Origin of the sequence: Streptomyces sp. ISL-10 (assembly GCF_018614575.1) — a bacterium.
GTDB lineage: Bacteria > Actinomycetota > Actinomycetes > Streptomycetales > Streptomycetaceae > Streptomyces.
The window spans coordinates 37,662-60,439 of sequence record NZ_JAGGOJ010000006.1 but is presented as its reverse complement, the minus strand read 5'-3'; the positions used below and the strand labels follow the sequence as shown (position 1 = coordinate 60,439).

19 protein-coding genes and 4 pseudogenes are annotated in these 22,778 nt (G+C 70.5%); 10 read left to right on the top strand and 13 right to left on the bottom strand.

Features of this window, described 5'->3' with window-relative positions; genetic code table 11:
* Window positions 1–67 precede the first annotated feature (67 nt).
* The 3 genes from J7E88_RS06520 to J7E88_RS06510 form a co-directional block, all read right to left on the bottom strand.
* Window positions 68–301, bottom strand: a complete 234-nt coding sequence (locus J7E88_RS06520) for a hypothetical protein (RefSeq protein WP_215178280.1) — start codon at window positions 299–301, stop codon at window positions 68–70.
* Window positions 302–482: 181 nt separating this feature from the next.
* Complete coding sequence (locus tag J7E88_RS37340; RefSeq protein WP_374196240.1) at window positions 483–1,124, bottom strand: hypothetical protein; 642 nt, start codon at window positions 1,122–1,124, stop codon at window positions 483–485.
* Window positions 1,125–1,186: 62 nt separating this feature from the next.
* Entirely contained in the window at window positions 1,187–1,396 is a 210-nt protein-coding gene (locus J7E88_RS06510) for a hypothetical protein (protein ID WP_215178278.1), read from the bottom strand.
* A gap of 781 nt (window positions 1,397–2,177) precedes the next feature.
* Between J7E88_RS06510 and J7E88_RS06500 the strand changes: the two genes are divergently transcribed.
* Window positions 2,178–2,828 carry an HAD family phosphatase gene (locus tag J7E88_RS06500; protein WP_215178276.1) on the top strand — a complete coding sequence of 217 codons (651 nt, stop codon included), beginning with the start codon at window positions 2,178–2,180 and terminating at the stop codon, window positions 2,826–2,828.
* Window positions 2,829–3,160: 332 nt separating this feature from the next.
* On the opposite strand, the pseudogene J7E88_RS06495 reads toward J7E88_RS06500, so the two are convergent.
* A pseudogene (locus J7E88_RS06495) lies at window positions 3,161–3,646 on the bottom strand (hypothetical protein); the annotation flags it as partial.
* Between the two features lie 132 nt (window positions 3,647–3,778).
* Between J7E88_RS06495 and J7E88_RS06490 the strand changes: the two are divergent.
* Window positions 3,779–4,093 (top strand): annotated as a pseudogene (locus J7E88_RS06490) (FtsX-like permease family protein); the annotation flags it as partial.
* A 110-nt stretch (window positions 4,094–4,203) separates the two neighbouring features.
* Here J7E88_RS06490 and J7E88_RS37335 read toward each other — a convergent pair.
* Both J7E88_RS37335 and J7E88_RS06485 read right to left on the bottom strand, forming a co-directional pair.
* Window positions 4,204–4,290 (bottom strand): annotated as a pseudogene (locus tag J7E88_RS37335) (oxidoreductase); the annotation flags it as partial.
* 70 nt (window positions 4,291–4,360) lie between these two features.
* A complete protein-coding gene (locus J7E88_RS06485; RefSeq protein ID WP_215178274.1) occupies window positions 4,361–4,687 on the bottom strand; it encodes a GYD domain-containing protein in 327 nt (108 codons plus the stop codon).
* 212 nt (window positions 4,688–4,899) lie between these two features.
* Here J7E88_RS06485 and J7E88_RS06480 point away from each other — a divergent pair.
* The 3 genes and pseudogenes from J7E88_RS06480 (at window position 4,900) to J7E88_RS06470 (ending at window position 6,929) form a co-directional block, all read left to right on the top strand.
* Window positions 4,900–5,791: pseudogene (locus tag J7E88_RS06480) on the top strand (IS701 family transposase).
* A gap of 177 nt (window positions 5,792–5,968) precedes the next feature.
* Window positions 5,969–6,502, top strand: coding sequence for a GNAT family N-acetyltransferase (locus J7E88_RS06475; protein WP_215178272.1), 534 nt, complete (start codon window positions 5,969–5,971; stop codon window positions 6,500–6,502).
* A 19-nt stretch (window positions 6,503–6,521) separates the two neighbouring features.
* Window positions 6,522–6,929, top strand: coding sequence for a contact-dependent growth inhibition system immunity protein (locus J7E88_RS06470; protein WP_215178271.1), 408 nt, complete (start codon window positions 6,522–6,524; stop codon window positions 6,927–6,929).
* A 236-nt stretch (window positions 6,930–7,165) separates the two neighbouring features.
* Here J7E88_RS06470 and J7E88_RS06465 read toward each other — a convergent pair whose 3' ends face one another.
* The 4 genes from J7E88_RS06465 to J7E88_RS06450 form a co-directional block, all read right to left on the bottom strand.
* Complete coding sequence (locus tag J7E88_RS06465) at window positions 7,166–7,618, bottom strand: SRPBCC family protein (protein WP_215178270.1); 453 nt, start codon at window positions 7,616–7,618, stop codon at window positions 7,166–7,168.
* A gap of 79 nt (window positions 7,619–7,697) precedes the next feature.
* The gene (locus J7E88_RS06460; protein ID WP_215178269.1) at window positions 7,698–8,444 is read right to left on the bottom strand and encodes an adhesin; all 747 of its coding nucleotides are present in this window, start codon (window positions 8,442–8,444) and stop codon (window positions 7,698–7,700) included.
* Window positions 8,445–8,635: 191 nt separating this feature from the next.
* Window positions 8,636–10,495 (bottom strand): MFS transporter, encoded by a 1,860-nt coding sequence (locus tag J7E88_RS06455; RefSeq protein ID WP_215178268.1) that lies wholly within the window; start codon window positions 10,493–10,495, stop codon window positions 8,636–8,638.
* Between the two features lie 238 nt (window positions 10,496–10,733).
* A complete protein-coding gene (locus tag J7E88_RS06450; RefSeq protein ID WP_251022242.1) occupies window positions 10,734–13,523 on the bottom strand; it encodes a serine hydrolase in 2,790 nt (929 codons plus the stop codon).
* Window positions 13,524–13,774: 251 nt separating this feature from the next.
* On the opposite strand from J7E88_RS06450, the gene J7E88_RS06445 reads away from it, so the two are divergent.
* From J7E88_RS06445 to J7E88_RS06435, 3 genes are all read left to right on the top strand, one after another.
* Entirely contained in the window at window positions 13,775–14,503 is a 729-nt protein-coding gene (locus J7E88_RS06445; RefSeq protein ID WP_215178267.1) for a GPP34 family phosphoprotein, read from the top strand.
* Between the two features lie 287 nt (window positions 14,504–14,790).
* On the top strand, window positions 14,791–15,672 hold the full coding sequence (locus J7E88_RS06440) for a helix-turn-helix transcriptional regulator (RefSeq protein ID WP_215178266.1): 882 nt from the start codon (window positions 14,791–14,793) through the stop codon (window positions 15,670–15,672).
* A 165-nt stretch (window positions 15,673–15,837) separates the two neighbouring features.
* Complete coding sequence (locus tag J7E88_RS06435; protein ID WP_215178265.1) at window positions 15,838–16,047, top strand: DUF397 domain-containing protein; 210 nt, start codon at window positions 15,838–15,840, stop codon at window positions 16,045–16,047.
* Window positions 16,048–16,228: 181 nt separating this feature from the next.
* Here J7E88_RS06435 and J7E88_RS06430 read toward each other — a convergent pair whose 3' ends face one another.
* Window positions 16,229–17,089, bottom strand: coding sequence for a hypothetical protein (locus J7E88_RS06430; RefSeq protein WP_374196239.1), 861 nt, complete (start codon window positions 17,087–17,089; stop codon window positions 16,229–16,231).
* A 75-nt stretch (window positions 17,090–17,164) separates the two neighbouring features.
* On the opposite strand from J7E88_RS06430, the gene J7E88_RS06425 reads away from it, so the two are divergent.
* Together J7E88_RS06425 and J7E88_RS06420 are read left to right on the top strand one after the other, a co-directional pair.
* A complete protein-coding gene (locus tag J7E88_RS06425; RefSeq protein WP_215178264.1) occupies window positions 17,165–17,947 on the top strand; it encodes an SDR family oxidoreductase in 783 nt (260 codons plus the stop codon).
* Between the two features lie 23 nt (window positions 17,948–17,970).
* On the top strand, window positions 17,971–18,132 hold the full coding sequence (locus J7E88_RS06420) for a hypothetical protein (protein WP_215178324.1): 162 nt from the start codon (window positions 17,971–17,973) through the stop codon (window positions 18,130–18,132).
* Here the strand turns inward: J7E88_RS06420 and J7E88_RS06415 are convergent.
* Both J7E88_RS06415 and J7E88_RS06410 read right to left on the bottom strand, forming a co-directional pair.
* Window positions 18,102–19,232 (bottom strand): ADP-ribosylglycohydrolase family protein, encoded by a 1,131-nt coding sequence (locus tag J7E88_RS06415; protein WP_215178263.1) that lies wholly within the window; start codon window positions 19,230–19,232, stop codon window positions 18,102–18,104. The two genes, J7E88_RS06420 and J7E88_RS06415, sit on opposite strands and share 31 nt — an antisense overlap.
* 792 nt (window positions 19,233–20,024) lie before the next feature.
* Window positions 20,025–22,775 carry a tetratricopeptide repeat protein gene (locus tag J7E88_RS06410; RefSeq protein ID WP_215178262.1) on the bottom strand — a complete coding sequence of 917 codons (2,751 nt, stop codon included), beginning with the start codon at window positions 22,773–22,775 and terminating at the stop codon, window positions 20,025–20,027.
* Between the last annotated feature and the right edge of the window lie 3 nt (window positions 22,776–22,778).

Below are 22,778 nucleotides of genomic sequence, written 5' to 3'. Positions count from 1 at the left end.
CGATGTCGACGCTTTCCTTGACCGCGGACATGTCGCCCCCATTACACGGTTATCACCGCTGTGACCGTCAGCTCGCGCTCATGCCGCGATCCGGCCACTGTGCCAACTCGTCGTACATGGCATTGATCTTGCGCGATGCCTTGAGGAATGCGTAGTCGACTGCGCCGTCTGTCGGACGGGATCGACGGCTCTCCGTATCCATGACGAGGGTGCGAGGTGTTTCCGTCGAATCGAAGCCGAATGCGTACTCGACCGAATTGCCCGATCCGGCAACCTTGCGAAAATAGACGAGCGAAGCCATCACCATTCCCCTTCCAGGTCTTCCCGTTTGCACAAGGGTACCTTTTCCTCCCAGTTGTAGTTGCTGTTCGCGAAGCGATGGGCTTCCTGGTACGTGGCACCGGGATTGTCGCGGAGGTAGCCGAGCTCGGCGATCTCGTGCTCGAGCAGGAGGTGGTCCTCGGGCAGGCCGTTTCCGGACCTCAGCCGGATCCACGCATCCGCGATCTCGGCATGCGCGTCGAACTTCCGGATGACGACCTGGCCCGTCTCGGGTCGACGATCGGATGCTCGGTGTCGAAGACATGCTTCTTCACCGACGCGATTTCTTCCTCGGTGAATCCTGAGGAACCATTGCCGCGTTCCACACCACGAGAGTGCTCGGCAATGCTGCTGATGTCCCGCGGGTCCTCCAGGAAGCTGTTGTAGGCATCCTCGGCCCACCGGGTCTGCGCTGGATCGTCGAGAAGGCCCCTCGGTCGCCGTCGGGCTCCGGTCGCCCACTCGTCCGGCACTTTGCCGTTCGGCAATCTGCCCGCGTCGCCTGGCAGGTCCCTCATGCCTGCACGGAGGCCGCCCTTCAGGATTCCGCCGCCCTTGGTGCCGATGAGTTCGGGGATGAGGCGGCCGAGGAATTCGGAGGGGTCGCCCTTGGCGGCGTCCCAGGCGTTCTTCAGGGCGCGGTCGGGGTTGGCGATGGTGGTGGCGAGGCCGGCAAACGTGGTGCTGACGCCCTTGTAGTACTCGGCGGGGTGGGTCAGGTTGTAGATGTCGAGTGGGTTGACCGAGCGGACGAAGTTGACCAGGCCCGCGGCGCCCTTCACGACGCCTCCGGCCAGGTGCATGACTTCTTGGCCTGTACGTTCTGGGGTGTGACGAGGCTGAGGTTGATCGCGCCGTTGGAGGTCTATGCCTGGATCCGACGACCTTCGACGTTCTGCCCGGTAATCCGGCCGTTGGAGGTCCGTACCTCAACAGGGCCGGACACCCCGTTCATCTCGACGCGGCCGGAGCTGGTGGTCACCTTCACCGCACCCACCTCCGCCAGGCTCACGGCGCCGCTCGACACGGTGCCGTTCACTGGGAGGTTGGCGGGCACGTCGACGGTGTAGGTCACCGAGCAGCGGCTGCCGCAGCCGCCGAGGACCAGGACTCCGTCCTCGATCCGGTGGGTGGTGCCCCTGGGGCTTGTTGCCCCTGTATTCGACCTCGCGGTGGAGCGACCAATTTCCGTCGCCCTCCTTCCCGTTCACGGTGACACCGCCCGACCCGTTCTCCAGCCGCACCGCCGTGATCTTCCCGGAGAGCACGCTGTCGTCCTCGAAGGTCTCCCCCTTCACCAAGCCGCACGCGGCCAGTCCGCCGGCTGCGATTCCGACCGCCACGAAGATCCCGAGGCAGCGAAGCTGCTGACGCATGAATGTCCCCCGTTATGGAAGCTGTCCGAGACAAGCCTGAAGAAAGCGCTGGTCAGAGCCGTCTGGGCTCAACGCCCGCCGAAGCTATCGCGCTTCCCGGAAAGGGACCATGGGCGAACCCCCGGTTGTGCCCGAGGGCTGTCCTCACCCCGAACGACTCCGCGCGGAGGCCTGGCGTGCGGTCAACCGCGGCTCAGGTGCCTGTCAACGCGCCTCGGTAGAACGCGCTTCGAGAACGCTCTTTCAGCGATCCACCTCGCGCACGACATCGCAGACGCGGTTCGGCCGCACCGAGCAGGCCAGACGGAGGCGGAAATACGCCAGCAGCGACGGGTCGAACGCCATGTCATGCAGCCCCTGCCCACAAGCGGCCTTCCACCGCAGGCCACAGCGCAGTTCCTGGACCGCTTCCAAGTCCGACAGCCAGGGTTTGCAAGGGATCGCTGCCGCGTGACCCGGGTGCCCCATATGCTGCGGGGGATGATCAAGCCGATCGAACTCGTGATATTCGACTGCGACGGCGTGCTCGTCGACAGCGAGCGCATCGCCGCACGCGTCCAGGTCGCCCTGGGAGCGGAACTTGGCTGGCCGCTGACCGAGGAGGAGGTCATTGATCGATTCATCGGGCGCTCCAGCGCCTCCATCCGTGAGCAGATCACCGCACGGCTCGGTCAGGGGACGGCCGCTGTCTGGTGGGAACGGTTCGAACAGCTCCACCGGGAGGCGGTGGACAGTGGGCTGTCCCCCGTCGAGGGACTGCCCGAAGCACTCGACTCGATCACGCTGCCGACCTGCGTCGCCTCCAGCGGCTCCCACGAGAAGATGCGGCACACCCTCGGACGCACCGGCCTCTACGAACGGTTCGCGGGCCGCATCTACAGCGCCACCGAGGTTTCCCGCGGCAAGCCGGCTCCAGACCTGTTTCTGCACGCCGCACAGCGGATGGGCGTCGCACCCGCAGCATGTGTGGTCGTCGAGGACAGCCGGCCCGGCGTCCAGGCGGCGCGCGCCGCCGGGATGCGGGCCTTCGGCTACGTCGGCGGACTGACCCGCGCCGAGCGGCTCGAAGGGCCCGGCACCATCATCTTCCACGACATGCGCAAACTGCCCAGCCTCATCGCCGAGCAGTAACCGCCGCTTGTGTGCTGGGCCTGGGTGCAGTCCGGTAGCGGCAGTCACCGCCACCTGCTCATCCGTCGGAATCGAGCTACTGGCGAACTCGCCTTCCACTTGTGCTGGTCACCCCACGAGGTGGCGTTGCCGGAGCTGGTCCGCGTGGACGGCACCCGCTGGAGCGTCGAGGAGTGCTGCGAGACCGCCAGGGTCAGGTCGGCCTGGACACGCGGCCGCGATCACCCCGCCGACGTCTCCAACCAGGCTGCCGACTGGCCAACCCGACACAGGCACCACCGAGCCATGGCCCGGCAAAGCCACTACCGACGACGCCTCTCCGACGTACCCGTCGCGCTGTTCGACTTGCTCTGAGCGACCAGTGCCAGCACTTCGCGTTCCCGGGGAGTCAGGCGTTCGAGCGGGCCCCGGCGGCGTCGCAGTAGGTGGCGTACGACCTCCGGGTCGACGCCTGTGCCTCCGTCCGCGACCTCATGGAGGGCGTCCACGAACTCCCCGATCTGGCCGACCCGGTCCTTGAGCAGATAGCCGACGCCCGATCCGTTCCCGGAGCCCAGCAGCTCGCCGTATGCGCGGTGGACGTACTGGCTCAGGACCAGGACGGGCAGCTCGGGTCGGTCCTCGCGGAGTTCCACAGCGGCGTGCAGGCCCTCGTCCTGGAAGCCCGGAGGCATGCGCACGTCGGTGACCACGATGTCCGGGTCGTACGAGGCCACGGCGTCCGACAGGGCGTCAGCATCGCCGACCGCCGCGAGGATCGTGTTCTTCACGGACGCGCGCGCCGCGCAGGTGTCACCGCCCGTGGACCAGCTCGTGATGGACGCGGACGCCGCCGTCGTCCGCGCGAAGGCCGACGACTCGGCTGGTGTACGGGTGCTGACCGGCGACGACCGCCGGTTCGCCGATCCCGACCCGACCACGACAGCGAGGCACTGGTCGCTGCGAACGCCATGCTCGGTACGGCGGCCGGGGTCATGCTCGTCCTCGGCATCGCCCTGCTCTACGCCGGCATCGCGCTCGCCAACACCCTGGCGATGGCCACCTCCGACCGGGTCCGCGACCTCGCGACGCTGCGGCTCGCCGGTGCCACCACCTGGCAGGTGCTGCGCATGGTGGCCGCGGAGGCACTGATGGTCGTGGTGGTGGGCACGGTGCTGGGCGCCCTGGTCGCCGCCTTGAACCTGCTCGGGCTGTGGGCCGCGCTGGGCATCCTCGAAGTGTGGACCTCGATCGCGGTGCCGTGGGAGCCCCTTGGCATCACGGTCGGCGCGTGCGCGATCCTGGCGGTGCTCTCCGCCGTAGCCCCGGCCGGGCTCTCGATGCGGCGGAGGCCGGTCGAGCTGGCGGGCACGGCGAGTGACATCGGCGGCTGCGGCGCGCTGCCGCGCCGGGCGTCGCCCAGCCGGATGACGCGAAGGCCGGCAGAGTCGAGTCGCCGGGTGAAGGACTGGTACACGGTGCGCCGAGGAAAGCGACTCGAGCAGCGTGACGAATGATTGCGCTCCGGACAATCCTCGATCGGGCGGGAGCCGCTACGCGCCAGGCACCTGGTACTGGACTTCCTCGGCCCTGCGCAGAGCGTCCATCGTTTCGTCAACCGTCAGAAGAACTGTCGTTTCCAGTGAGCTCAGCGCACCGCCGCCATTGATTGCCAGCGCAACCGCCGCCATGGAAACATTGTCGGGGGCTTCCCATAGGTTGTAGCCGTCGTGCTTGCCGAAGGCGTACCAGAACCCATGGAGCTTCCCGCCGACGGACTCGATGTACGACTGAGCGGCCCTTCTGCGGTCCTCTGGGTTGCCGATCATCCTGGCCCAGGTCTCCGGCGTATAACTGAACCTCGATAGATAGAGCGGCATCGTCTCCCTCTCTCGTTTTTCGCCGGTCCGGCGCGCGATGCGGACAGCCGTCGAACTCTAACCGACGGAACCCTGACGCAGGCTGCAACGCTTCTCGCGTGTCATACATGACTCGGCACAGCGGCGCAGCAACGGCCACCTACTCAACTCGATTTACACAGGAAGGTTTCACTTCCGGTGAGCGGGGAGTGGTTTCTGGGAAAGAAAGGACTGTGCCTGGCGGTGGGGTTCTTGTTGATGCCCGGTCGTGGGCGGGTGAGCTGAAGGCTCTGCATGAGAGGTTCGTGCACCGTTTCTCCGGGTCGGAGCCGCGTGAGTCGACGCTTGCGTATATGCGGGGTTGATATCTCCGTTGGAGCGGAAGAACGGCTGGACGCTGGCGGAGGAGGCCGGTCATGCGGGTCCGGACCGGATCCACCGGCTGCTGAACCGGATTGACTGGGACGCGGATGAGGTCCTCGACGCTGTGCAGGGCTATGTGGTCGAGCACCTCGGCGATCCGGGGGCGGTGTTGATCGTCGACGACACCGGGTGCCTGAAGAATGGCGTGCGGTCAGCCGGTGTCCAGCGGCAATATTCCGGAACCGCGGGCCGCACGGAGAACTGCCAGATCGGAGTCTTCCTGGCCTATGCCGCCAGCCGCGGCCGCACACTGATCGACCGCCGCTTGTATCTGCCCACGTCGTGGACGGATGACCGCGACCGGTGCCGCCTGGCCGGCATCGACGACGCGGTCGGCTTTGAGACGAAGGTGGTGATGGCCAAGACCATGGTCCGCCGGGCGATCGCGGACCGGATTCCGTTCCGGTGGGTGACCGCGGACGCCGCCTACGGCTTCTCCAAGGGCTGGCGGTCCGAGCTTGAGCAGGCCGATGTCTTCCACGTCATGGCCACCACCCGGCACGACACCGTCGTCACCCGCTGGGCCATCTGATCGCCCGCCGTCAGGTCCGCCGCTACCCCGGCTGGCACCGACACATGACCCTGGCCATGGCCGCCCACGCCTGCCTCACCGTCCTGCGGGCCCGCGAGCTCGATACAGAGAAAGCAGAAACGGATCCTCCGACCTTGTTCCCCTCAGCCTCGCCGAAATCAGGCGTCTGATCCACCGCCTCACTCGCCGCCGGCCAGCACCCATCGACCACGTCCTGCACTGGTCACACCGGCGCCGCCGACGACAACACCAAGCCCGCATCAGCCACTACAAACGACGCGGCCGCACACCACCCGAAACTGCCCGACCGTCACGGCAAAGACCGTTGCAGTACTAGGGTGACGGAGATGAACGATGGTCCCGTCATACTGCGTCCAGCGACCGAGGACGACCTGCCGGTGCTCAAGCGATTCCTGACAGATCCAGAGGCGACCGGGCCGTTCCAATGGCTGGGCTGGTCAGATCCGGGGCGCTGGCGACGGCGCTGGACGCAGGACGGCCTACTGAGCGATGAAGGCGGCCAATTGATGGTGATGGCCGGCGCTGACTTGCTCGGCTTCGTGGCATGGCGGAAGGTCGTGACGGCGCGGAGCTCGTACCACTGGAACATCGGAGCCCAATTGCTGCCAGAAGGCCGGGGCCGCGGTGTCGGAACCCGGGCCCAGCGGCTGCTGACGCGGTACCTGTTCGCGCACACACCGGTGGTCAGGCTTGAGGCGGACACCGAGACGGAGAACATCGCCGAGCAACGCGCACTGGAGAAATGCGGTTTCACCCGCGAGGGGGTGTTGCGCAGCACCGTGTTCCGGAACGGGCAGTGGCGGGACGTCGTGCGTTACAGCGTGCTGCGCGATGACTTGCCCACCAACCCGCACCCTTGAAGATCTCTAGTCTTGCCGCATGAGCCGTCTGCTGCACCGTGACCGTTCCCTGGAAGAGCTCGAGGATGACCGTTGGCCGGCCCCACCCGAGAACACCACGATGCTCGTCAGGACTGTGCACGCCCTGCGGCGCAAGAGGCTCGGTGAGCTCACTGTTGAGGACCTCCGCGCGCTGATCACTCAGGATGTCGGGCTGCCCTTCCTTCTTCCGCTGGCGCTGGAGGTGCTGCGGGATGATCCGATGGCGGAAGGCAAGTACTACGAGGGTGACCTGCTCTTCGCCGTCATAGGCAGTGAGCCTGCCGCCTGGGAGCTGTTTCCCGATCTCGCGGAAGAGCTGGTGGCCATCGTGTCGGGTCTGCCGGAGCTGGATGACGCGCATCTGGCGCGCGAGGTCGAGCGGTTCATCACCACGGGTCGCGCCTGACGTTGCGGGACGATCCGCAGGAAGCCCCTGGCGCTCCACGTCGTCGGCCGGAGCCGGTCGGCGGTCACGCGCTGATGAAACAGTTCAATGCCGTGACCTGACAAGGCGCACAACACACACGCCTCATTGTCGACGGGCTCGACTCATCGCGCGCAGCGACAGCAGGGCGGTCGGGCGGCACCCGCGGCGGCTGCTCCGTCCCGGGGGCCACTGGCGTGCCAACCTCTACCTCGGCGTCACGCCCCGGCCGAGTGCTCCAGCAGGTTCTTGAGCCTCTGCTCGTTCTTCGGCATCTCCTTGCGCGCGAACGGGCGGACCACCAGCGGGACCAGCACCTTGCCCATGCCGTGGGCCTCGAAGTCGAGGTCGAGCGTCACGCGTGAGCGCCTGCCCTCGTCGAGTGGTTCGATCGTGCCGTGGACATCGCCCCGGACCGGGCCGTCCACACCGTGCAGGCGCCAGCTCCTCGGCGGGTCGAACTCCGTCATCTCCATGGTCATCGGGAACACCCGACGGCCCACCCGACGGATCACCTGAACCTTGGAGCCCACGCCGATCGGGGCGTCGCCGACCCGCTGCGCGGATACAGCGCTCTCCTGCCATTCCGGCAGGTGGGAGGGCTCTACGACGTACGAGTAGACATCCTCGGGACGCCGATCGATGTCGACGCTTTCCTTGATCGCAGACATGTCGCCCCCTTTACAGGGTCATCACCTCAATCGTCCCACTGCGGCATCCCGCACACCAGGGCGGTCCCGGCAGCGCCGGTCAGCACTCCGCCCGCATCTGGGCCGCAGCGTGGTGCGCCCCGCGCCGGCCGTCGCCGCCCCAGTCCTGGCCTCGGTCGACCAGCTGCACCGTGAGCCGCTGGTCGTGCACCGGGACCTTCTCGATGACCACGCCCCTGCCCCGCAGCGACGTCTGGTCGATCTCGAACGTCTTGATCGCGCTGCCCGGATCACCGGGGTCCTTCAGAACGAGGTACGTGGACGGCCGGCCCGCCACATCCTGTGCCCGGTCGCTGTCCGGAACGACGACCGCCACGGAACAGCTGGTGTAGCCGCTGCCGACGTACCAGGACCAGGTCGCCGTGTTCCCCCGGTCCTTGACCGGGGAGCCGGACATGGGGATGGCCGTGAAGCGGCCGTCGCAGCCGTCGCCCCGGTGGCCGCCCGAGCGCACGGTGTACCAGCCCTCGTCCCCGTCGCTGTAGCGGCCTTCCTCCTCGTAGCGCCCGCCTCCTGTGCAGCCGGGTCCGGCCCAGGCCGCGTACGAGGGGCTCTTCGGGCGGGGCGGCTTCGACGGCGCCGGCGGTTTCGGGCTCGGTGTCGCGAGGGAGCGGGACGGGGAGGGGGAAGGGTCCGGGACGTCGGAGGGCACGATCCGCTGCGGCGCGCCGCCCAGTTCGTCCAGGTCCTTGTCCGGGCCCGGCGCCCGCGCGCCAGCCGGCTCCGTGTCGCTGCCGAAGGGGCCGCACGCCGTGAGGGTCAGCGTCAGCGCTGTCAGCGCGACCATCCTGAGCAGCCGCCTCGCCGTTCTCCAAGGCCGCGCCATGCCCGTTCCCGTTCCCGCGCCGTCGTCGCCGCATCGTTCGCACGCCATGTCGCACCGAACCCCGTAGACCGACTGATCGGTATGTCAAAACGCGTCCACTATGCACGAGCGGGACGGAGCGCATAAGTGTTAACGCGGGTAAGGCTGCGCGGCTATCGCAATTCGTCGGGGCAGGGTGTACCGCGCGGGATTCGGTAGGGCGCGGCGAGCCGGTAGACCCCCGCGCGCGGGGCGAGGAGCTCGGTCCACTCGTCGCCCTGCGGGTCCTCCTCCGCCTTCAGCAGGCAGCCGTGCGGATTGTCGAAGCTCTTGGGCCCGGTCTCCCGCAGCTTCGACTCCTCCGTCTCCTGCGGGCCCTGCACGCTCCCGCCCTCCTCGTCCACGAGGCCGAGCCACGGCGAGTACGGGATCCGGATCAGCACCCGGCCCGCCGACGGCACACGGATCGTCAGCTCCCCCGCGCCCGCGTGCTCGACCGTCGCCGGCGGGTCGGCGATCGGCATCGGGTCCTTCACCGCGAACAGCTGCCAGTTCGCGTCCCCCCACACCCGCTTCAGATACGGCTGCCCCTCGCTGACCAGCTCCGCCTCCCGCATCGCACCGCTGGAGTCCGGGCGTCCCGCGGGCAGCACGACGTAGTGCACGGCCCAGCGGTCCAGCCAGGTGCGGTAGCTCGCGGAGGTGAGGACGTTCTCCTCGTCGTAGAAGAGCGGATTGCGTTTCATGTCCGCCTGGCGGTTCCAGCCGCGGGCGAGATTGACGTACGGGGCGAGCGCGGACGCCTCGCGGTGGCTGCTCGCCGGGACGACCTCGACCCGGCCGCGCTCCGCGCCCACCTTCTGCAGCCGGTCGACGAGCGGCGCCAGCTCCCGGTTCCAGGACGCGGTCGGCGCCGTGCGGACGATGTCGTCGACGCCCTTGAACCCGATCCACGCGTTCAGCCCCGCGAAGGCGAGCAGCAGGGCGTACCACTTGCGGGAACGCGGCACCGTGTACGGCAGCGCCGCGAGCAGCACCACACCGGCGAACAGCATCGGCAGCCGGGACACGTTCGACCCGATCTGCGAATCGACCAGCCAGGTCAGCAGCGTTCCGAGCGCGTACACGGCCGCGCCGGTGCGGACCGTGCGCCACTGCTTCGGCACGAGGACGAGGACGAGCACGCCGAACAGGAACGGCAGCGACGTCGACAGCAGCGACATCGGCTGCGTGCCGGAGAACGGGAACAGCCACGCCGAGAGCGCCACCACCGCGACCGGCGCGAGCCCGATCGCATACGCGCCCGGGCGGCGGCCGTTCAGGAACAGGGCCGCGGCCACCACGCCGAGGAACAGACCCGCGACCGGGCTGGCCGCGGTCGCCAGACCGGCGAGCGGCGCGGCGACGGCCGCCTTCGCCCAGCGGTGGTGACGCCAGCGGGGCGGCCAGCAGAAGACGGCGCCGACCGCGCCGAGCGCGAACATCATGCCGAGGCCGAACGTGACCCGCCCGGACAGCGCGTTGCACAGGAACGCGAACACCCCGGCCAGCGCGCACGCCACCGGGTTGCGGACGGCTCGTATCCGCACGAGCATCAGCGCCGTCAGGGCGGCCGACACCGTCCCCGCGAGGATCATCGTCGTCCGTACTCCGAGCACGGACATCAGGTACGGGGAGACGACGCTGTACGAGACGGGGTGCATCCCGCCGTACCAGGCGAGGTTGTACGCGGAGTCCGGATGCCGGCCGACGAACTCGGCCCAGGCGTCCTGCGCCGCGATGTCGCCGCCGCTGTTGGCGACGAAGAAGAACCAGAGCAGGTGCACGAGGGCGGCCAGGGCCGTGGCGAGGGCAACGGGGTGGCGCGCGAGCCGGGCGGCGAGGCGGCGGAGGGGGGGCGGCGGATCGGCGCCGGGAGACGGGTCCGACTGGCTGTCATCCACCTGCTGAGCGGGCTGTATTCGCGGCCCGCGACGCCGGTCGGGCGTGCGCGTGCTGCTGCCGTCCACCCGTGTCGGCTCAGCGGTGGTCACTGCGGCTCTCCCCGTTCTGTCCCTGTCTGCGTCGTCCCCCGGGCCCGCCGGTTCCGTCGTGTGCCGTCCACAAGGGCGTCAGGGCGTCCGAGAGGGCCGTCGTACGGACCCGTGGCGCAGACCGTCGTACGGACCCGTCCGTAAGGGAAGGACGCCGTCCCCTCGCCCTCGAGTTGCCCGGGGACGCTAACACGTGGGCGTCCCGGTGGCCCGGGACGCCCACATGCGCCGGAATGCCCTACGCGATACGGGTCAGCTTGTCGCCGAAGCCCGGCTCCACGAGGTCCTTCTGGAGGGCGACGGGCACGCTGATCGTGCCCGCGCCCGAGCCGGCGGTGAGGCTGCCCACGACTGTGCCCGCCTTCGCCGTATGCGGCAGCTTCTTGCCGCCCTCGGTGATGCCGAGCTCGACCTTCAGGCCCGACCAGCCGACCACCGTCATGTCCTTGGTGGCCACGACCGGGGTGAGGCCGCCGACGCCGTCGTCGACGTGACCGACGACATCGCCCTTCTTGACGACGGTCTTCGCCTTCAGGGTCTCGCGGGTCGCGACGAGCACCTGCTCGCTGACGGCGTTGACCGTTTCGAGGATGGACGGCTTGTGCTGCCCGAGGACCGCGCCGACGATCGTCTGCGTCGTACCGCCGATGTCCTTGTACGCGGCGAAGAGGAGATTGCCGCCGGCCTTGGTGGTGGAGCCGGTCTTGATGCCGATCGCGCCGTTTCCGGGCATCAGCGTGTTGTAGTTGCTGTGCCGCTTGCCGGACGGGTCGTGCCACTCCTGCTGGCGGGTGATGTCCACCATGGCCTTGTTCTTCACCAGGGCCTGCCCCAGCTTCACCTGGTCGGCGGCGGTGGAGACGGTGCTGGCGTTCAGGCCCGAGGGGTCGGTGTACGTCGTGTTCGTCATGCCGAGTTCCTTGGCGGTGTCGTTCATCTTCTCGACGAACGCCTTCTCGGAACCGGCGTCCCAGCGGGCGAGCAGCCGTGCGACGTTGTTCGCCGACGGGATCATGATCGCGCTGAGGGCGTCACGCTCGGAGATCGTGTCGCCCTCCTTGATGGTGTTGAGGGTCGACTCGCCGTTGGTCTGGTCGTAACCGCCCTCCTTTTCGGCCAGGGCGTCGACGCGGATGGAGGCGCCGTCCTCACCCCGCTTGAAGGGGTGGTCGCGCATGATGATGTACGCGGTCATCGTCTTGGTCACGCTGGCGATCGGTACGGGCTTCTCCTCGCCGAACTCGCCCACGACACCGAGCCCGGACACCGCGATCTGCCCCTGGCCCTCGCCCGGCCACGGCAGCGTCGGCCTGCCCCCCTCGAAGGTGACCTCCGCGTCGGCGGTCAGCGCCAGCGCAGGGTCCGGGAGCGGACGGAACATCTGTACGACCGCAAAGACGATCAACAGAAGCAAAACCAGCGGGGTCCAGATCTTGACGCGCCGCACGACCGTACGGACAGGGGTCTCCGGCGGCGGCGGGCTGTTCGTCAGCTCGGCGAGCAGGTCCAGCGGAGGCAGCGGCTGCTGCTTGGTCCGCTCCGCCTCGGTGAGCGACGCGGGGGGATCGGCGGGTACCGCGGGCGGGGCGGACGGGACAGACGAGGTGGATGGCGCAGCCGGGGCCTTGGCCTGCGGCTTCTGGGAAGCGGGGGGTCGCGCGTCGTCGCGTCGCAGCGGCACGAAGGTGCTCGAGCGCCCGGCACCGGGCGCGGCCTCGGGCTTCGACTCGGTGGCGGGCCTGGGCACCGGAGGCAGCTTGAGCGCGGTCGTGGGCTGGTCGACGGCAGGACGGCGCAGCGCCTTGAGCGTGGTGGTGGGCTGGTCGACGGCGGGGCGCTTGGCGGGGCTGTCGTCGCCGCTCTCGCCGGCGCTCGCTTTCGCACTCTCCTTTGCCTTCGCGTTCACAGAGGCAGGGCCGCCGGAGTCGGGGGCCTCAGCGGAGGCTTTCTGCGACGCGGAAGCTTCGGCGTCAGACTTCGCGGCGCTCTCGCCGTCCGTCGCGGCGCTCTCGCCGTCCGTCGCGGCGTCCGTCTTGGCGTCCGTCTCGCTGTCCGTCTCGGCGTCCGTCTCGCCGACCCACGCGGCCACGGCCGCGCGCAGGCGCGCGTCGGTGCCGCCGGACGCGGCGTCGTCGGCACCGGCCGCCGGGCCGTCCGAGCCCGCCGCGGGCGCTCCCCGTCCGGGCAGCGCCCGGAAGACCGCCGTCCGCTCGTTCAGAGGCGGCTCGGAGGCCGAAGCGGCATCGTCGTCGGCCGCCGAGTCCCCGTCGTCGTCCGAGTCGCTCGCGGAGGCATCAGCCGAGTCCGCGCGGTCCGCCGTGGCGAGGCCCTTCTCGGCCGCCTCCGCGCCATCCGTCTCGGTCTCGGAAGCCGCCGACGCATCGGCGGAGTCCCGGACGCCGCCCGTGTCGTCAGGCCCCTCCTGCGGGGCCGAGGCCCCGCCGTCGGTGGCGTTCCCGGCAGCGGCCTCGTCGGCCCTGTCCGCCTCGCCCGGGTCCGCCCGCAGGGCCGAGGCCCCGTCGGACCCGCCCGGGGCGCCGCCCGCGTCCTCAGCGGCGGCCACCGCCGTCTGCACGGCTGTGGCCGAGCCAGAAGTCTCGTCGGACGCGTCCCTGACGACATCCGCGTCGCCCGACCCCGCGGGCGCCTCCGGCCGCAAGGCCGAGGGATCGCCAGGCCTGTCGCCGGCCGCACCCGCGCCGTCCGCCTCAGCCGGCTCATCCGGCTCATCCGCCTTCGCGGACTCCGCCGAAGGCCCCGCGGTCTCCTCCGCCGCCGTCCCGGCGTCCGCCGCCCCCCGTGGGGCCAGCGTCCGGAAGACCGCCGTCCGCTCGTTCGGAGGCGGCTCAGGAGCCGACGCGGACGACTCCGGAGCACCCGGAGAACCGGAAGACCCCGGAGAACCCTCGCGGAACACGGTGAGCCGGGGGTCGCGTTCGCTCCCCGTCGTCTCCCCCGACGACTTCCGCTGCTCCGACCTGTCGGGGGACTCGCCCGCCACCGTGCCTCCTTCATGAGTCATTGCCATGCGCCATGCGTATCCCGGTACGTCCGCGGAACCGTGAACGTACGACGAGTGTCATGACAAGTGTCACGACGAGCCTCGAAGCCGAGTGCCCGCCGTGTCCGAACCATCTACCAGTGTCCTGTGTGAGCGCTTGGCTCCGGTGCTAGACGAGAACGACATACCTATCGGTTCCCTAACAAACCACCCAGGCGCTCTCGACAGACCAATGTGAGAGGGGTCACCCTGTCATTCATCCACGCGGGGAGGCATGGATGGGCAGGAGCCGCAGAACACTTCCGGAGGAGCTTTTGCTGCTCGCTCTGGACCCGACCACGGGTACCACAGCGCAGCCGCAGTCGCTCGACCTCGGCCTGGCCGGGGCACAGCTAGTAGAGCTGGCTCTGGCAGGACGGATAGCCCCAGACGGGGATCGTATCGCCGTGGTGATGCCACGGCCGACCGGAGATCCGACTCTGGACTCCGCACTGGAACTGCTGCGCCGACGCGGCAGTCCGGTCCGGGCGGTCCACTGGATCGGCGGGCCCCGGCTGGGGCTGCGCCAGATTTACCTCTCGCATCTGGAGCGGTGCGGCATGGTGCATGCCGTGGCGGGCCAGATGTGCGGAGTGCTGCCGACGACTCGCTACCAGGCGACGGACACGGCGATCAGCCGGGACATCAGGGCCCGGCTGGACAGTGCGATCCGCACCGGTGTACCGCCGGACCCGCGGACCGCGGCGCTCGCCGCGCTGGCCCACGCGGTCGGTCTCGGCAAGCACCTGTACCCCGGGAACGAAGGGCGTTCCTCGAGGTCCCGGCTGCGGGACCTCATCAGGCACGACCCGATGGGCGGTCTGGTGGCGCACGCCGTCATGGACGTCCAGAACGGTGTGGGCGCCCAGCCGCGCCGCAACCAACCGGCGGGCGGCAGCGGTCGTCAGCCGGGACCGGTGCCGATGCAGCCGCGCCGCAGCGGCATGGCACGCGTCGCCGCGCACTGAGCCCGCCGCCGCGGCATCGCGTACCGCAGCAGCACCCGCTCGGGCACATCGCACCGTCCGCACCAGCAGCGCACCAGCACCAGCACCAGCACCGCACGACCACGGCACCACCACCGCCGCACCGACGTCCCCATGACCCGGTTCGGGAGCCGCAGAACGCGCGGGGCAGCTTCATTGCTGCCCCGCGCGTTCGCGTGTGTGGCCATTTGCCAGCGCAGGAAGGGCGATTGGTGGCAGTCTGCTGAACAGTAGATACGCAGAGCAACGCAGTCGGAGGTGCAGATTCCGTGGCGTCCAACGTCAATCCCACCGTCAGGAGACGCCGATTGGGCCAGGAGCTGCGCCGGCTCCGGGAGCTGAAGGGCATGACGGCCGAGGAGGTCGCCGAGCGGCTGCTCGTCTCCCAGTCCAAGATCAGCAGGCTGGAGAACGGCCGCCGTTCCATCAGCCAGCGCGACGTCCGCGACCTGTGCGGGGTGTACGAGGTCGAGGACCACCGCATCGTCGACTCGTTGATGCAGATGGCCAAGGACTCCCGGCAGCAGGGCTGGTGGCATGCGTTCGGCGACATCCCGTACAGCGTCTACATCGGCCTGGAGACCGACGCCGCAAGTCTTCGGGTGTACGAACCGCAGGTGGTGCCCGGCCTGTTGCAGACCCGGCAGTACGCCGAGGCGCTGATCGCGGGTGCGCTGCCGGAGAGCGGGATCACGGACGTCGACAAGCGGGTCAGCGTCCGGGTGCGCCGCCAGGAGCGCATCAGGGACGCCGAGCACCCGCTGCGGCTCTGGGCGGTCATCGACGAGGCCGCGCTGCGCCGCCGGGTCGGCGACCGGCAGCTCATGCGGGAGCAGCTTGAGCATCTGGTGGAGCTGTCCCATCAGCCTCATGTCACGGTGCAGGTGCTTCCGTTCGACATGGGCGCGCATCCGGGCATCAACGGGCAGTACGCGATCCTCGAGTTCCCCGACGCCTCGGACTCGAGCGTCGTCTACATCGAGGGCGTCACCAGCGACCTTTATCTGGAGAAGGCCAACGACGTGCAGAAGTACAGCGTCATGTACGAGCATCTGCGGGCGCAGGCTCTGAACGTGGAGCAGACGCGGCAGTTCATCGAGACGATCGCGAAGGACTACGCCCGGGAGTCCGCGGGGCACTTCGACGACTGAAGCGCCGCACCGTACACCACCGGGTCGGCGTGACGGAAGAGTCGCCTGGTATATGCCATCCGGTCGAGTGAATGCCTGTCTCGCGCACCCAGCTCGGCGAGTAGCGTCGATCACGCCAGCAAGAACGTTGGCGCACATCACATCACTTGCCGAAGCGGAGCGATCATGGCAATCATTCAGGGCGCCACGGAGACCTGGACGAAGTCCTCGTACTCCACGGGTAACGGCGCTTGCGTAGAGGTCAAGTCCCCGGTGGTCGAAGCGATTTCCGTGCGTGACTCGAAGGTCGCCGCGGGCCCGACGATCACCTTCCTCTCCGACTCGTGGAATGCCTTCGTCGACGAAGTGGCGCAGAGCGCGTTCGGTCGCGACTGAGCGCGCACCGCTGCCACACCAGCGAGTGTCAGCCAACACCGGACAGCACCACCGACAGAACCACCGACAGCCCTCTCGACTGGATCGCCGTCCCGGCCGAGGGGGCTCGGCCGTCCCCTCGCCGCGTCAGCGTCCCCTCCGGCGTCAGATGTCTCCTCGCGCATCAGCCGTCTCCCCGGTGTCAACGGAGCCGGTCGACATAGCGGTCCGTCCCCGGGACCGTCGGGATGAAGGGAGCGACCAGCTCCACCCGGCCGAGTCCCGTCGCATCGACCGCCGCGTCCAGTCCGCGGAACGTGGGCTCCCAGCACTCCCTGGGATCCGCCTCGAGGAACCACAGCAGGGTGAGCCGCGTGTCCACCGCTTCCACCTGCTTCACATAGGTCATCCGGTCGCCGGGCAGCGGCGTCGGGCGGAAGACAGTCACCATCGCCGCCGGTGAACCGGCCAGCCGCTTCGGCAGATGCCTCCCGCACAGCCACTCCAGCAGCTCCGCCCGCCGCTCGGGCCCCTGCGCATCGATCACTTCCACCACCAGCCCGGCGTACGGGTGGTCCAGCGCATGATGGTCGCGCGGCCCCGCCGCTCCGTCGCGGTAGACGGTGGCTTCATGGTCCTGGAACGCGGTGAAGACGTGCGTACGCTGCTGATGGACCCGTCCGTCGCGGTTCAGCCGCTTGTTGATGGCGACCGTCCACCGCATGTGCTCGGTGTAACGGCCCTCCGTGATCCAGTAGGTCGAGATGTAGCACCCTGCCGTCACGGGACAGGCGACCGCCGACTTCTCCGGATAGCGCAGCAGTTGGAGGTCGCGGGTGGCCACCCACCGTCTCCCGGCGTAGATCCAGGGCATCGCCATCGCGCCCGCGTAGTAGTGGTCGTCCTCGTACCAGCGGTTGTACGCGTACTCGTGACCCGGGTGCGGCTCGACCATGGTGATCAGGGCGTGGCCGGGGCGCACCCCGTACGGGCCGACGCCGGCCAGCTCCGCGTACACCTCGCTGCGGGTTTCCCCGCTCGGGCCGTCGTTCACGGTGCTCACTCCCTTCCCTCCTCCGCCGGACAGACCTACTCTGACGCTCCGTCAGATGAATGGCCAGACACGGGAGGCGCCGGGATGCCGCTTCGGGACAGGACCGTCATCGTCTCCGGCGTCGGGGCGGGCCTCGGGCACCAGGTCGCGGCGACCGTCGTGCGGGACGGAGGCAACGCGGTACTGGGCGCGCGCACGGAGGCGAACCTGGCCGCGGCGGCGCGCGACATCGACCCCGGCGCCGCGCGCACGGCCTACCGCGCCACCGACATCACCGACGAGTCCCAGTGCGAGGCGCTGGCGGCGCTCGCGCTGGAGCGGTTCGGGCGGATCGACGCCGTCGTCCATGTCGCCGCCCGGGACACCTGTTTCGGAGGTCTCGAGGACGCCGACTTCGCGACCTGGCAGCAGGTCATCGACGTGAATCTGCTGGGCACACTGCGTATGACCAGGGCCTGCCTGCCGGCACTGAAACAGCGGGGCGGCGCGGTCGTCGTCATTGGTACGCAGTCCTCCGTCGCCGCGCCCTCGCAGGTGCGACAGGCGGCGTACGCGGCATCGAAAGGGGCGCTGACGTCGGCGATGTACTCACTGGCGCGCGAGCTCGGCCCGCATCGGATCCGGGTGAACACCGTGCTGCCGGGCTGGATGTGGGGACCACCGGTCAAGGCGTACGTCCGTCTCACCGCGCAGTCCGAGGGGGTGGCGGAGGACGAGGTGCTCGGACGGCTCACCGGGCGGATGGCGCTTCCGGAACTGGCGACGGACGCCGACGTCGCGGAGGCCGTGGCCTTTCTGGTGTCCGACCGCGCACGGGCCATCACCGGGCAGTCGCTGCTCGTCAACGCGGGCGAACTGATGCGCTGACGCCCCCTGTTCACAGTGCCGTCATGTTCACCGGATACGCGGCCATCGCATACACCTACGGCATCACGTCCTGCGTCACCTGGTCCTTCCCGATCGCCATCGGCATCGCCAAGCCCTTCGGCGGGCCGGTGGCCCGCCCCGGGTGCAGACGACGTCAGCCCAGTTCCGGGGTCGCCCGGGGGTAGCGGGCGAGCCAGCCCGGCGCCGTGGCCGTCGGGCTGTGGAGCGCCGGGCCCTGGGTCATCTCCATCGCGAAGTCGTCCGCGATCTCCAGGAGTGTCCCGCGTCCCTCCAGTTCGCACAGCCACGCCGGCGGCAGCGCCGTCTCCCCGTGGAGCGCACCCAGCAGGGCGCCGCACGCCGCACCCGTCGCCTCCGAGGGACCGTCGTGGTTCACCGCGAGGCGCAGGCCGTGGCGGATGTCCTCGCCGACGAGCGCGCAGTACACGGCGATCGCCAGCACCTCCTCCGCGTAGCCGTTCTCGCCGAGCGACGCGACGCGGGTGGGGCTCGGGATGCCCTGGCGTACGGAGCCGAGCGCCTGCTTGAGCGCGTCCGTGACCGGCTGGTGGCCGGGTCGGGCCGCGAGCTGGGCGAGGGCGCGCTGGACCGAGCCGTCCAGGGTCTCCCCGCGGGCGAGCCCGTGCACGATCACGGCGAACGCCCCCGCGGACAGATAGGCGGTCGGATGGCCGTGGGTCTGCGCCGCGCACTCCACCGCGAGCTGGCACACCAGCTGCGGCTCCCAGCCCACCAGGAGCCCGAAGGGAGCGGACCGCACGAGCGCGCCCGCGTCCCGGGCGGTGGGGTTCTTGGGCGCTTGAAGGGTGCCCATGGTCTCGTCGCCGAGACCGGTGAGGCACTCGGGGGACGGGCAGCGGCGGGCGTAGAGCCATTCCTCGCGCGCCAGCCAGCCGTTGTCCTTGCGGCGCTCGTCCGGCCCCCAGTCGCGCTGGGTCGCGGCCCACCGCAGATACGCGCGGTGCAGGTCGGTCGGCGGATGCCAGGCTCCGGTGTCCCGCCTCACCTGGGCGCGGATCAGTCCGTCAACGGAGAACAGCGTCATCTGGGTGGCCGCGGTCACGGCACCCCGGCGTCCGCCCACCGGTACGAAGTCGACGAGGCCCTCCGGGCCGTGCGCCTCGCGCAGCGCGCCCAGGCCCGCCCCCGCGGCCCCGGCACCGAGCGCGTCGCCGATGGCACCGCCGAGGAGGGCACCGCGCACCCGGGCGCGGAAGTCCTGCTGCTCGGCCCGGCCCCACACGGCCGCGGCTGCTGCGCTCACCGTGCGCCTCCCGACGTCGAACGAACACTGCCCGGCGCAGCACTGTAATCGAACGGGAACCTGGGGCCCGCGGACGCAGGGCGGATCGCGCCGGTATGCACTGAGCCGATGGGATGTGGTGCCGTACGTCCCACGTGCGCCCAGGCGCCCCGGGCATCGCACGTCCCACGCGACCTGGCCGCCCCGGGCGTCGCACGTCCCGCGTGCCCCACGAGCCCCGGCGCGGCGTCGCGCATCCCGCGTGCCCGACGCGTCCCAAAAGTCCCACGCGCCCTGGCACCCCGTCGGTACCGCGCATCCCCCGCGATCCCGGCGTACCGCGCCTCCCGCGTCCACCGCGCCCGGCGTACCCGGCGTCGCCTCCACCCCACCCCCACCTACCGCGCCGCGCGTCCACCCGCCCCGGCATACCCGGCGTCGCCTCCACCCCACCCCCACCTACCGCGCGTCGCCCGTCCACCGCCCCGGCATACCCGGCATCGCGTCCACCCCACCCCCACCTACCGCGCGTCGCCCGTCCACCGCCCCGGCATACCCGGCGTCGCGTCCACCCCACCCCCACCTACCGCGCGTCCCGCGTCCACCGCCCCGGCGTACCCGGCGTCGCGTCCACCCCCACCCCCACCTACCGCGCGTCGCCCGTCCACCGCCCCGGCGTACCCGGCATCGCGTCCACCCCACCCCCACCTACCGCGCCGCGCGTCCACGCGCCCCGCCCCCACCTACCGCGCGTCGCCGTCCCCCGCGACCTAGGCGTCGTACGTCCCGCGCGGGGCGGTCGGCGCGCCGTGGTCAGTAGCCGGAGGAGTCCGCGCCGCCTCCGGTCCAGCGCGGCAGATTCACCGGGCGGTAGACCTGAGGCGAGCCCTCCGGCTCCGTACGCGGCAGCCGGGCCAGCTCGGCCAGGTCCGCCAGCGCCTGCTGGGTCCGCCCCAGAGCCAGATTGGTGCCGACACGCGACCACAGAGCAGGGCGGTGCCCGGGCGCGAGCCGCAGCGCACGGTCCAGGTCGGTCAGCGCCTCCTCGTGGCGTCCGGCCAGCGCGTGCGCCGCCCCGCTCGCCGCCAGCGCGCGGGCCTCGCGGCTGCCCGCCGTCGCCTCGGCACGCTCGACGTCCGCCCGCGCGCCCGCCGTGTCGCCCTGCCGTGCGCGGATCTCCGCCCGGCGGAGCAGCGCCCACGCGTAGTCCGGTTCCAGTTCCAGGGCGCGGGTCAGGTCGGCGAGCGCCTCCTGCGACCGTCCCGCGGCCTCCAGTGCCATGGCGCGGCTGCCGAGCGCCCAGGCGTATGCCGGGTCCAGCTCCAGCGCCCGCGTGTACTCGGCGACGGCCTCCTCGTGACGTTCCGCGAAGCGGTAGGTGTCGCCGCGTTCGCCCGCGATCCACGGGTGGTCGGGGGCGAGCTCGCCCGCCCGGGTGAGGTCGGCCAGCGCCCCGGCGACGTCGCCCTGCCGGCCGCGGGCGCGGGCACGACGCAACAGGGCCCACACATAGTCCGGTTTCCGCTCCAGGGCGCGGTCGAGGTCGGCCAGCGCCTCGACGGTCCGGCCGAGCCGCAGCAGCGCGTGGCCGCGGCTCGCCAGGGGCCAGTGGTGGTCCAGCCCGGCGCCGACCGCGCGGTCCAGGTCCGCGACCGCCTCCTCGTAACGGCCTGCGAGCCGGTGCACCTCGCCCCGTTCCGCGTGCGTCCACCCGAAGTGCGGCTCCAGCTCCAGCGCCCGGTCGAGATCGGCCAGCGCCGCGTCGAGGTCGCCGAGCCTGCGCAGCGTACGACCTCGTCCGTGCAGTGCGGGCGCATGGTCAGGGTCGAGGGAGAGCGCCCGGCGCGAGTCGGCGAGCGACGCCTCGTAGTCTCCCAAGTTGTGCAGGTCGCGGGCCCGCACCACGAGTGCCTCGACGCGCCCCGCGACGTCCAGTTCGGCCCTGGCGAGCAGCAGGGCGAGCAGGTCGATGCCGAGCCGCGACTCGTCGGCGAGTGCGGCGAGGCAGTCCCGGCCCCAGCCGCGCAGCAGGTCGGTGTCCGCGTCCTCGCCCGCCTGGGCCAGCATCCGCGCCCAGGCGCGGGCCGCTGCGGTGCCCTCGCGGCAGGCGCCGATCCCGTCGCGCAGCGCGGCGGCGAGCGAGGGCCGCGGCCGGGCGCACAGGCGGTGGTAGGTCTCCTCCAACCGCAGTTCACGCCAGTTCTCCGCCGACCACAGCCGTCTCGGGTCGACTCCGGCGGCGGCCGTCGCCGCCCACCGGGCGAATGCCGCCGCCAGCCGTTCGTGGCTCGCGATCCACCGCTGGGGCGACCCTGTCCTGCGCAGGCGCAGCATCGGCGTGCGGACGACGTCGTGGTAGACGGCGAGGCCCGCGCGCTCGTCGACGAACGGCATGTCCCGCAGCCATGCGAAGAGCGTGCCGGACTCGTCGTCGACGGCCTCGGCGAACACGTCCTCGTTGAGCTTGCGCGGGAGCGCCGCGTCGAGGGCGGCAGCCCGGTGCACGGGGTCCTGCTCACCACTGAGGAAGCGTTCGACGGCGGTGGAGCTGGGATCGTCCACGGCTCCCGCCGCGGTGTCGGGGTGCGCGGCCAGCATCGACACCAGGACGGGCAGCCGCCCGGACAACCGCAGCACTTCCCGTACGACGGGCTCGTCCACGACGCCCCTGGCCGTCAGCAGTTCGCGAGCCTCGTCCTCGGTGAACGGCCGCAGCGGCATCTCGGCGACGAGGTCGATGCTGTCCGCCCAGCGCGCCCTGTCCAGGGGCCGTCGCCCGGCGGTGGTGACGACGAGACCGGCGGGCGGCTCGCCGTACCGGCGAGCCGCGAAGAGGGTGGCGAGCCAGCTGTCGAGGAACGCCCCGGTGCGTTCGTACGTGTCGAAGAACAGAGCGATCTCGCCGCGTCCCGAGTCCGCGGCCGCCTGCTCCAGTTCGTCGAAGAACAGCGGGGAGAGGACGGGCAGCGGGTCCATGACGAGCTGGACGTCGTCCTGCCGGAAGTGGGAGCTGAGCCGGGCCTTCATCTTCGCCGTGCCCTCGGCGATCTGCGCCGGGTCGACGGCGCCGGCGATCGGCCCGGCTCCGGGGACCAGCGAGAGGGCGATCAGCCCGGCGCGCGCCGCCAGCACGTGCGATGTCGGCGGGCCGCCCTGCGCCGTCAGCGTCCGGTCCGGGTCGTCGACGAGGGACGCCGCCTCGTGCCGCCGCTGCCGGTAGGTCGCCAGCATCCGGTCGAACTCCTTCAACCGCCTGCCCTGGCGGGCGACGTCGGCGCTGATCGCGGCCATCGCGTCGGGCACGCTGTTGACCGAGTCGTCGACGTATCCGGTCAGCGCGCCACGTGCCGCGGCCGTCTCCTTGAGCCGGTGCACAAGAGACGTCTTGCCGACGCCGGCCGTGCCGTGGACGTGGAAGACGAACCGCCGGCGCCGGTCGTCGACCCGCATGCCGGAGTTGCGTGCGTACCAAGCGAGTTCGGCGTCGCGTCCGACGAACTCGGCGCTGCGGCGGGCTTCTATCACCTCGCGCAGCGATGTCCTTCTGCCCCCGTTTGCAGTCATGCC

What these genes read in the sequence shown, in the direction of transcription:
- J7E88_RS06460 (WP_215178269.1), bottom strand. Translation starts at nt 8,444, where the DNA reads ATGGTCGCGCTGACAGCGCTGACGCTGACCCTCACGGCGTGCGGCCCC.
- J7E88_RS06470 (WP_215178271.1), top strand. Translation starts at nt 6,522, where the DNA reads ATGAGCCGTCTGCTGCACCGTGACCGTTCCCTGGAAGAGCTCGAGGAT.
- J7E88_RS06445 (WP_215178267.1), top strand. Translation starts at nt 13,775, where the DNA reads ATGGGCAGGAGCCGCAGAACACTTCCGGAGGAGCTTTTGCTGCTCGCT.
- J7E88_RS06420 (WP_215178324.1), top strand. Translation starts at nt 17,971, where the DNA reads ATGTTCACCGGATACGCGGCCATCGCATACACCTACGGCATCACGTCC.
- J7E88_RS06410 (WP_215178262.1), bottom strand. Translation starts at nt 22,775, where the DNA reads ATGACTGCAAACGGGGGCAGAAGGACATCGCTGCGCGAGGTGATAGAA.
- J7E88_RS06475 (WP_215178272.1), top strand. Translation starts at nt 5,969, where the DNA reads ATGAACGATGGTCCCGTCATACTGCGTCCAGCGACCGAGGACGACCTG.
- J7E88_RS06485 (WP_215178274.1), bottom strand. Translation starts at nt 4,687, where the DNA reads ATGCCGCTCTATCTATCGAGGTTCAGTTATACGCCGGAGACCTGGGCC.
- J7E88_RS06425 (WP_215178264.1), top strand. Translation starts at nt 17,165, where the DNA reads ATGCCGCTTCGGGACAGGACCGTCATCGTCTCCGGCGTCGGGGCGGGC.
- J7E88_RS06500 (WP_215178276.1), top strand. Translation starts at nt 2,178, where the DNA reads ATGATCAAGCCGATCGAACTCGTGATATTCGACTGCGACGGCGTGCTC.
- J7E88_RS06520 (WP_215178280.1), bottom strand. Translation starts at nt 301, where the DNA reads ATGGCTTCGCTCGTCTATTTTCGCAAGGTTGCCGGATCGGGCAATTCG.
- J7E88_RS37340 (WP_374196240.1), bottom strand. Translation starts at nt 1,124, where the DNA reads ATGCACCTGGCCGGAGGCGTCGTGAAGGGCGCCGCGGGCCTGGTCAAC.
- J7E88_RS06435 (WP_215178265.1), top strand. Translation starts at nt 15,838, where the DNA reads ATGGCAATCATTCAGGGCGCCACGGAGACCTGGACGAAGTCCTCGTAC.
- J7E88_RS06465 (WP_215178270.1), bottom strand. Translation starts at nt 7,618, where the DNA reads ATGTCTGCGATCAAGGAAAGCGTCGACATCGATCGGCGTCCCGAGGAT.
- J7E88_RS06450 (WP_251022242.1), bottom strand. Translation starts at nt 13,523, where the DNA reads ATGGCAATGACTCATGAAGGAGGCACGGTGGCGGGCGAGTCCCCCGAC.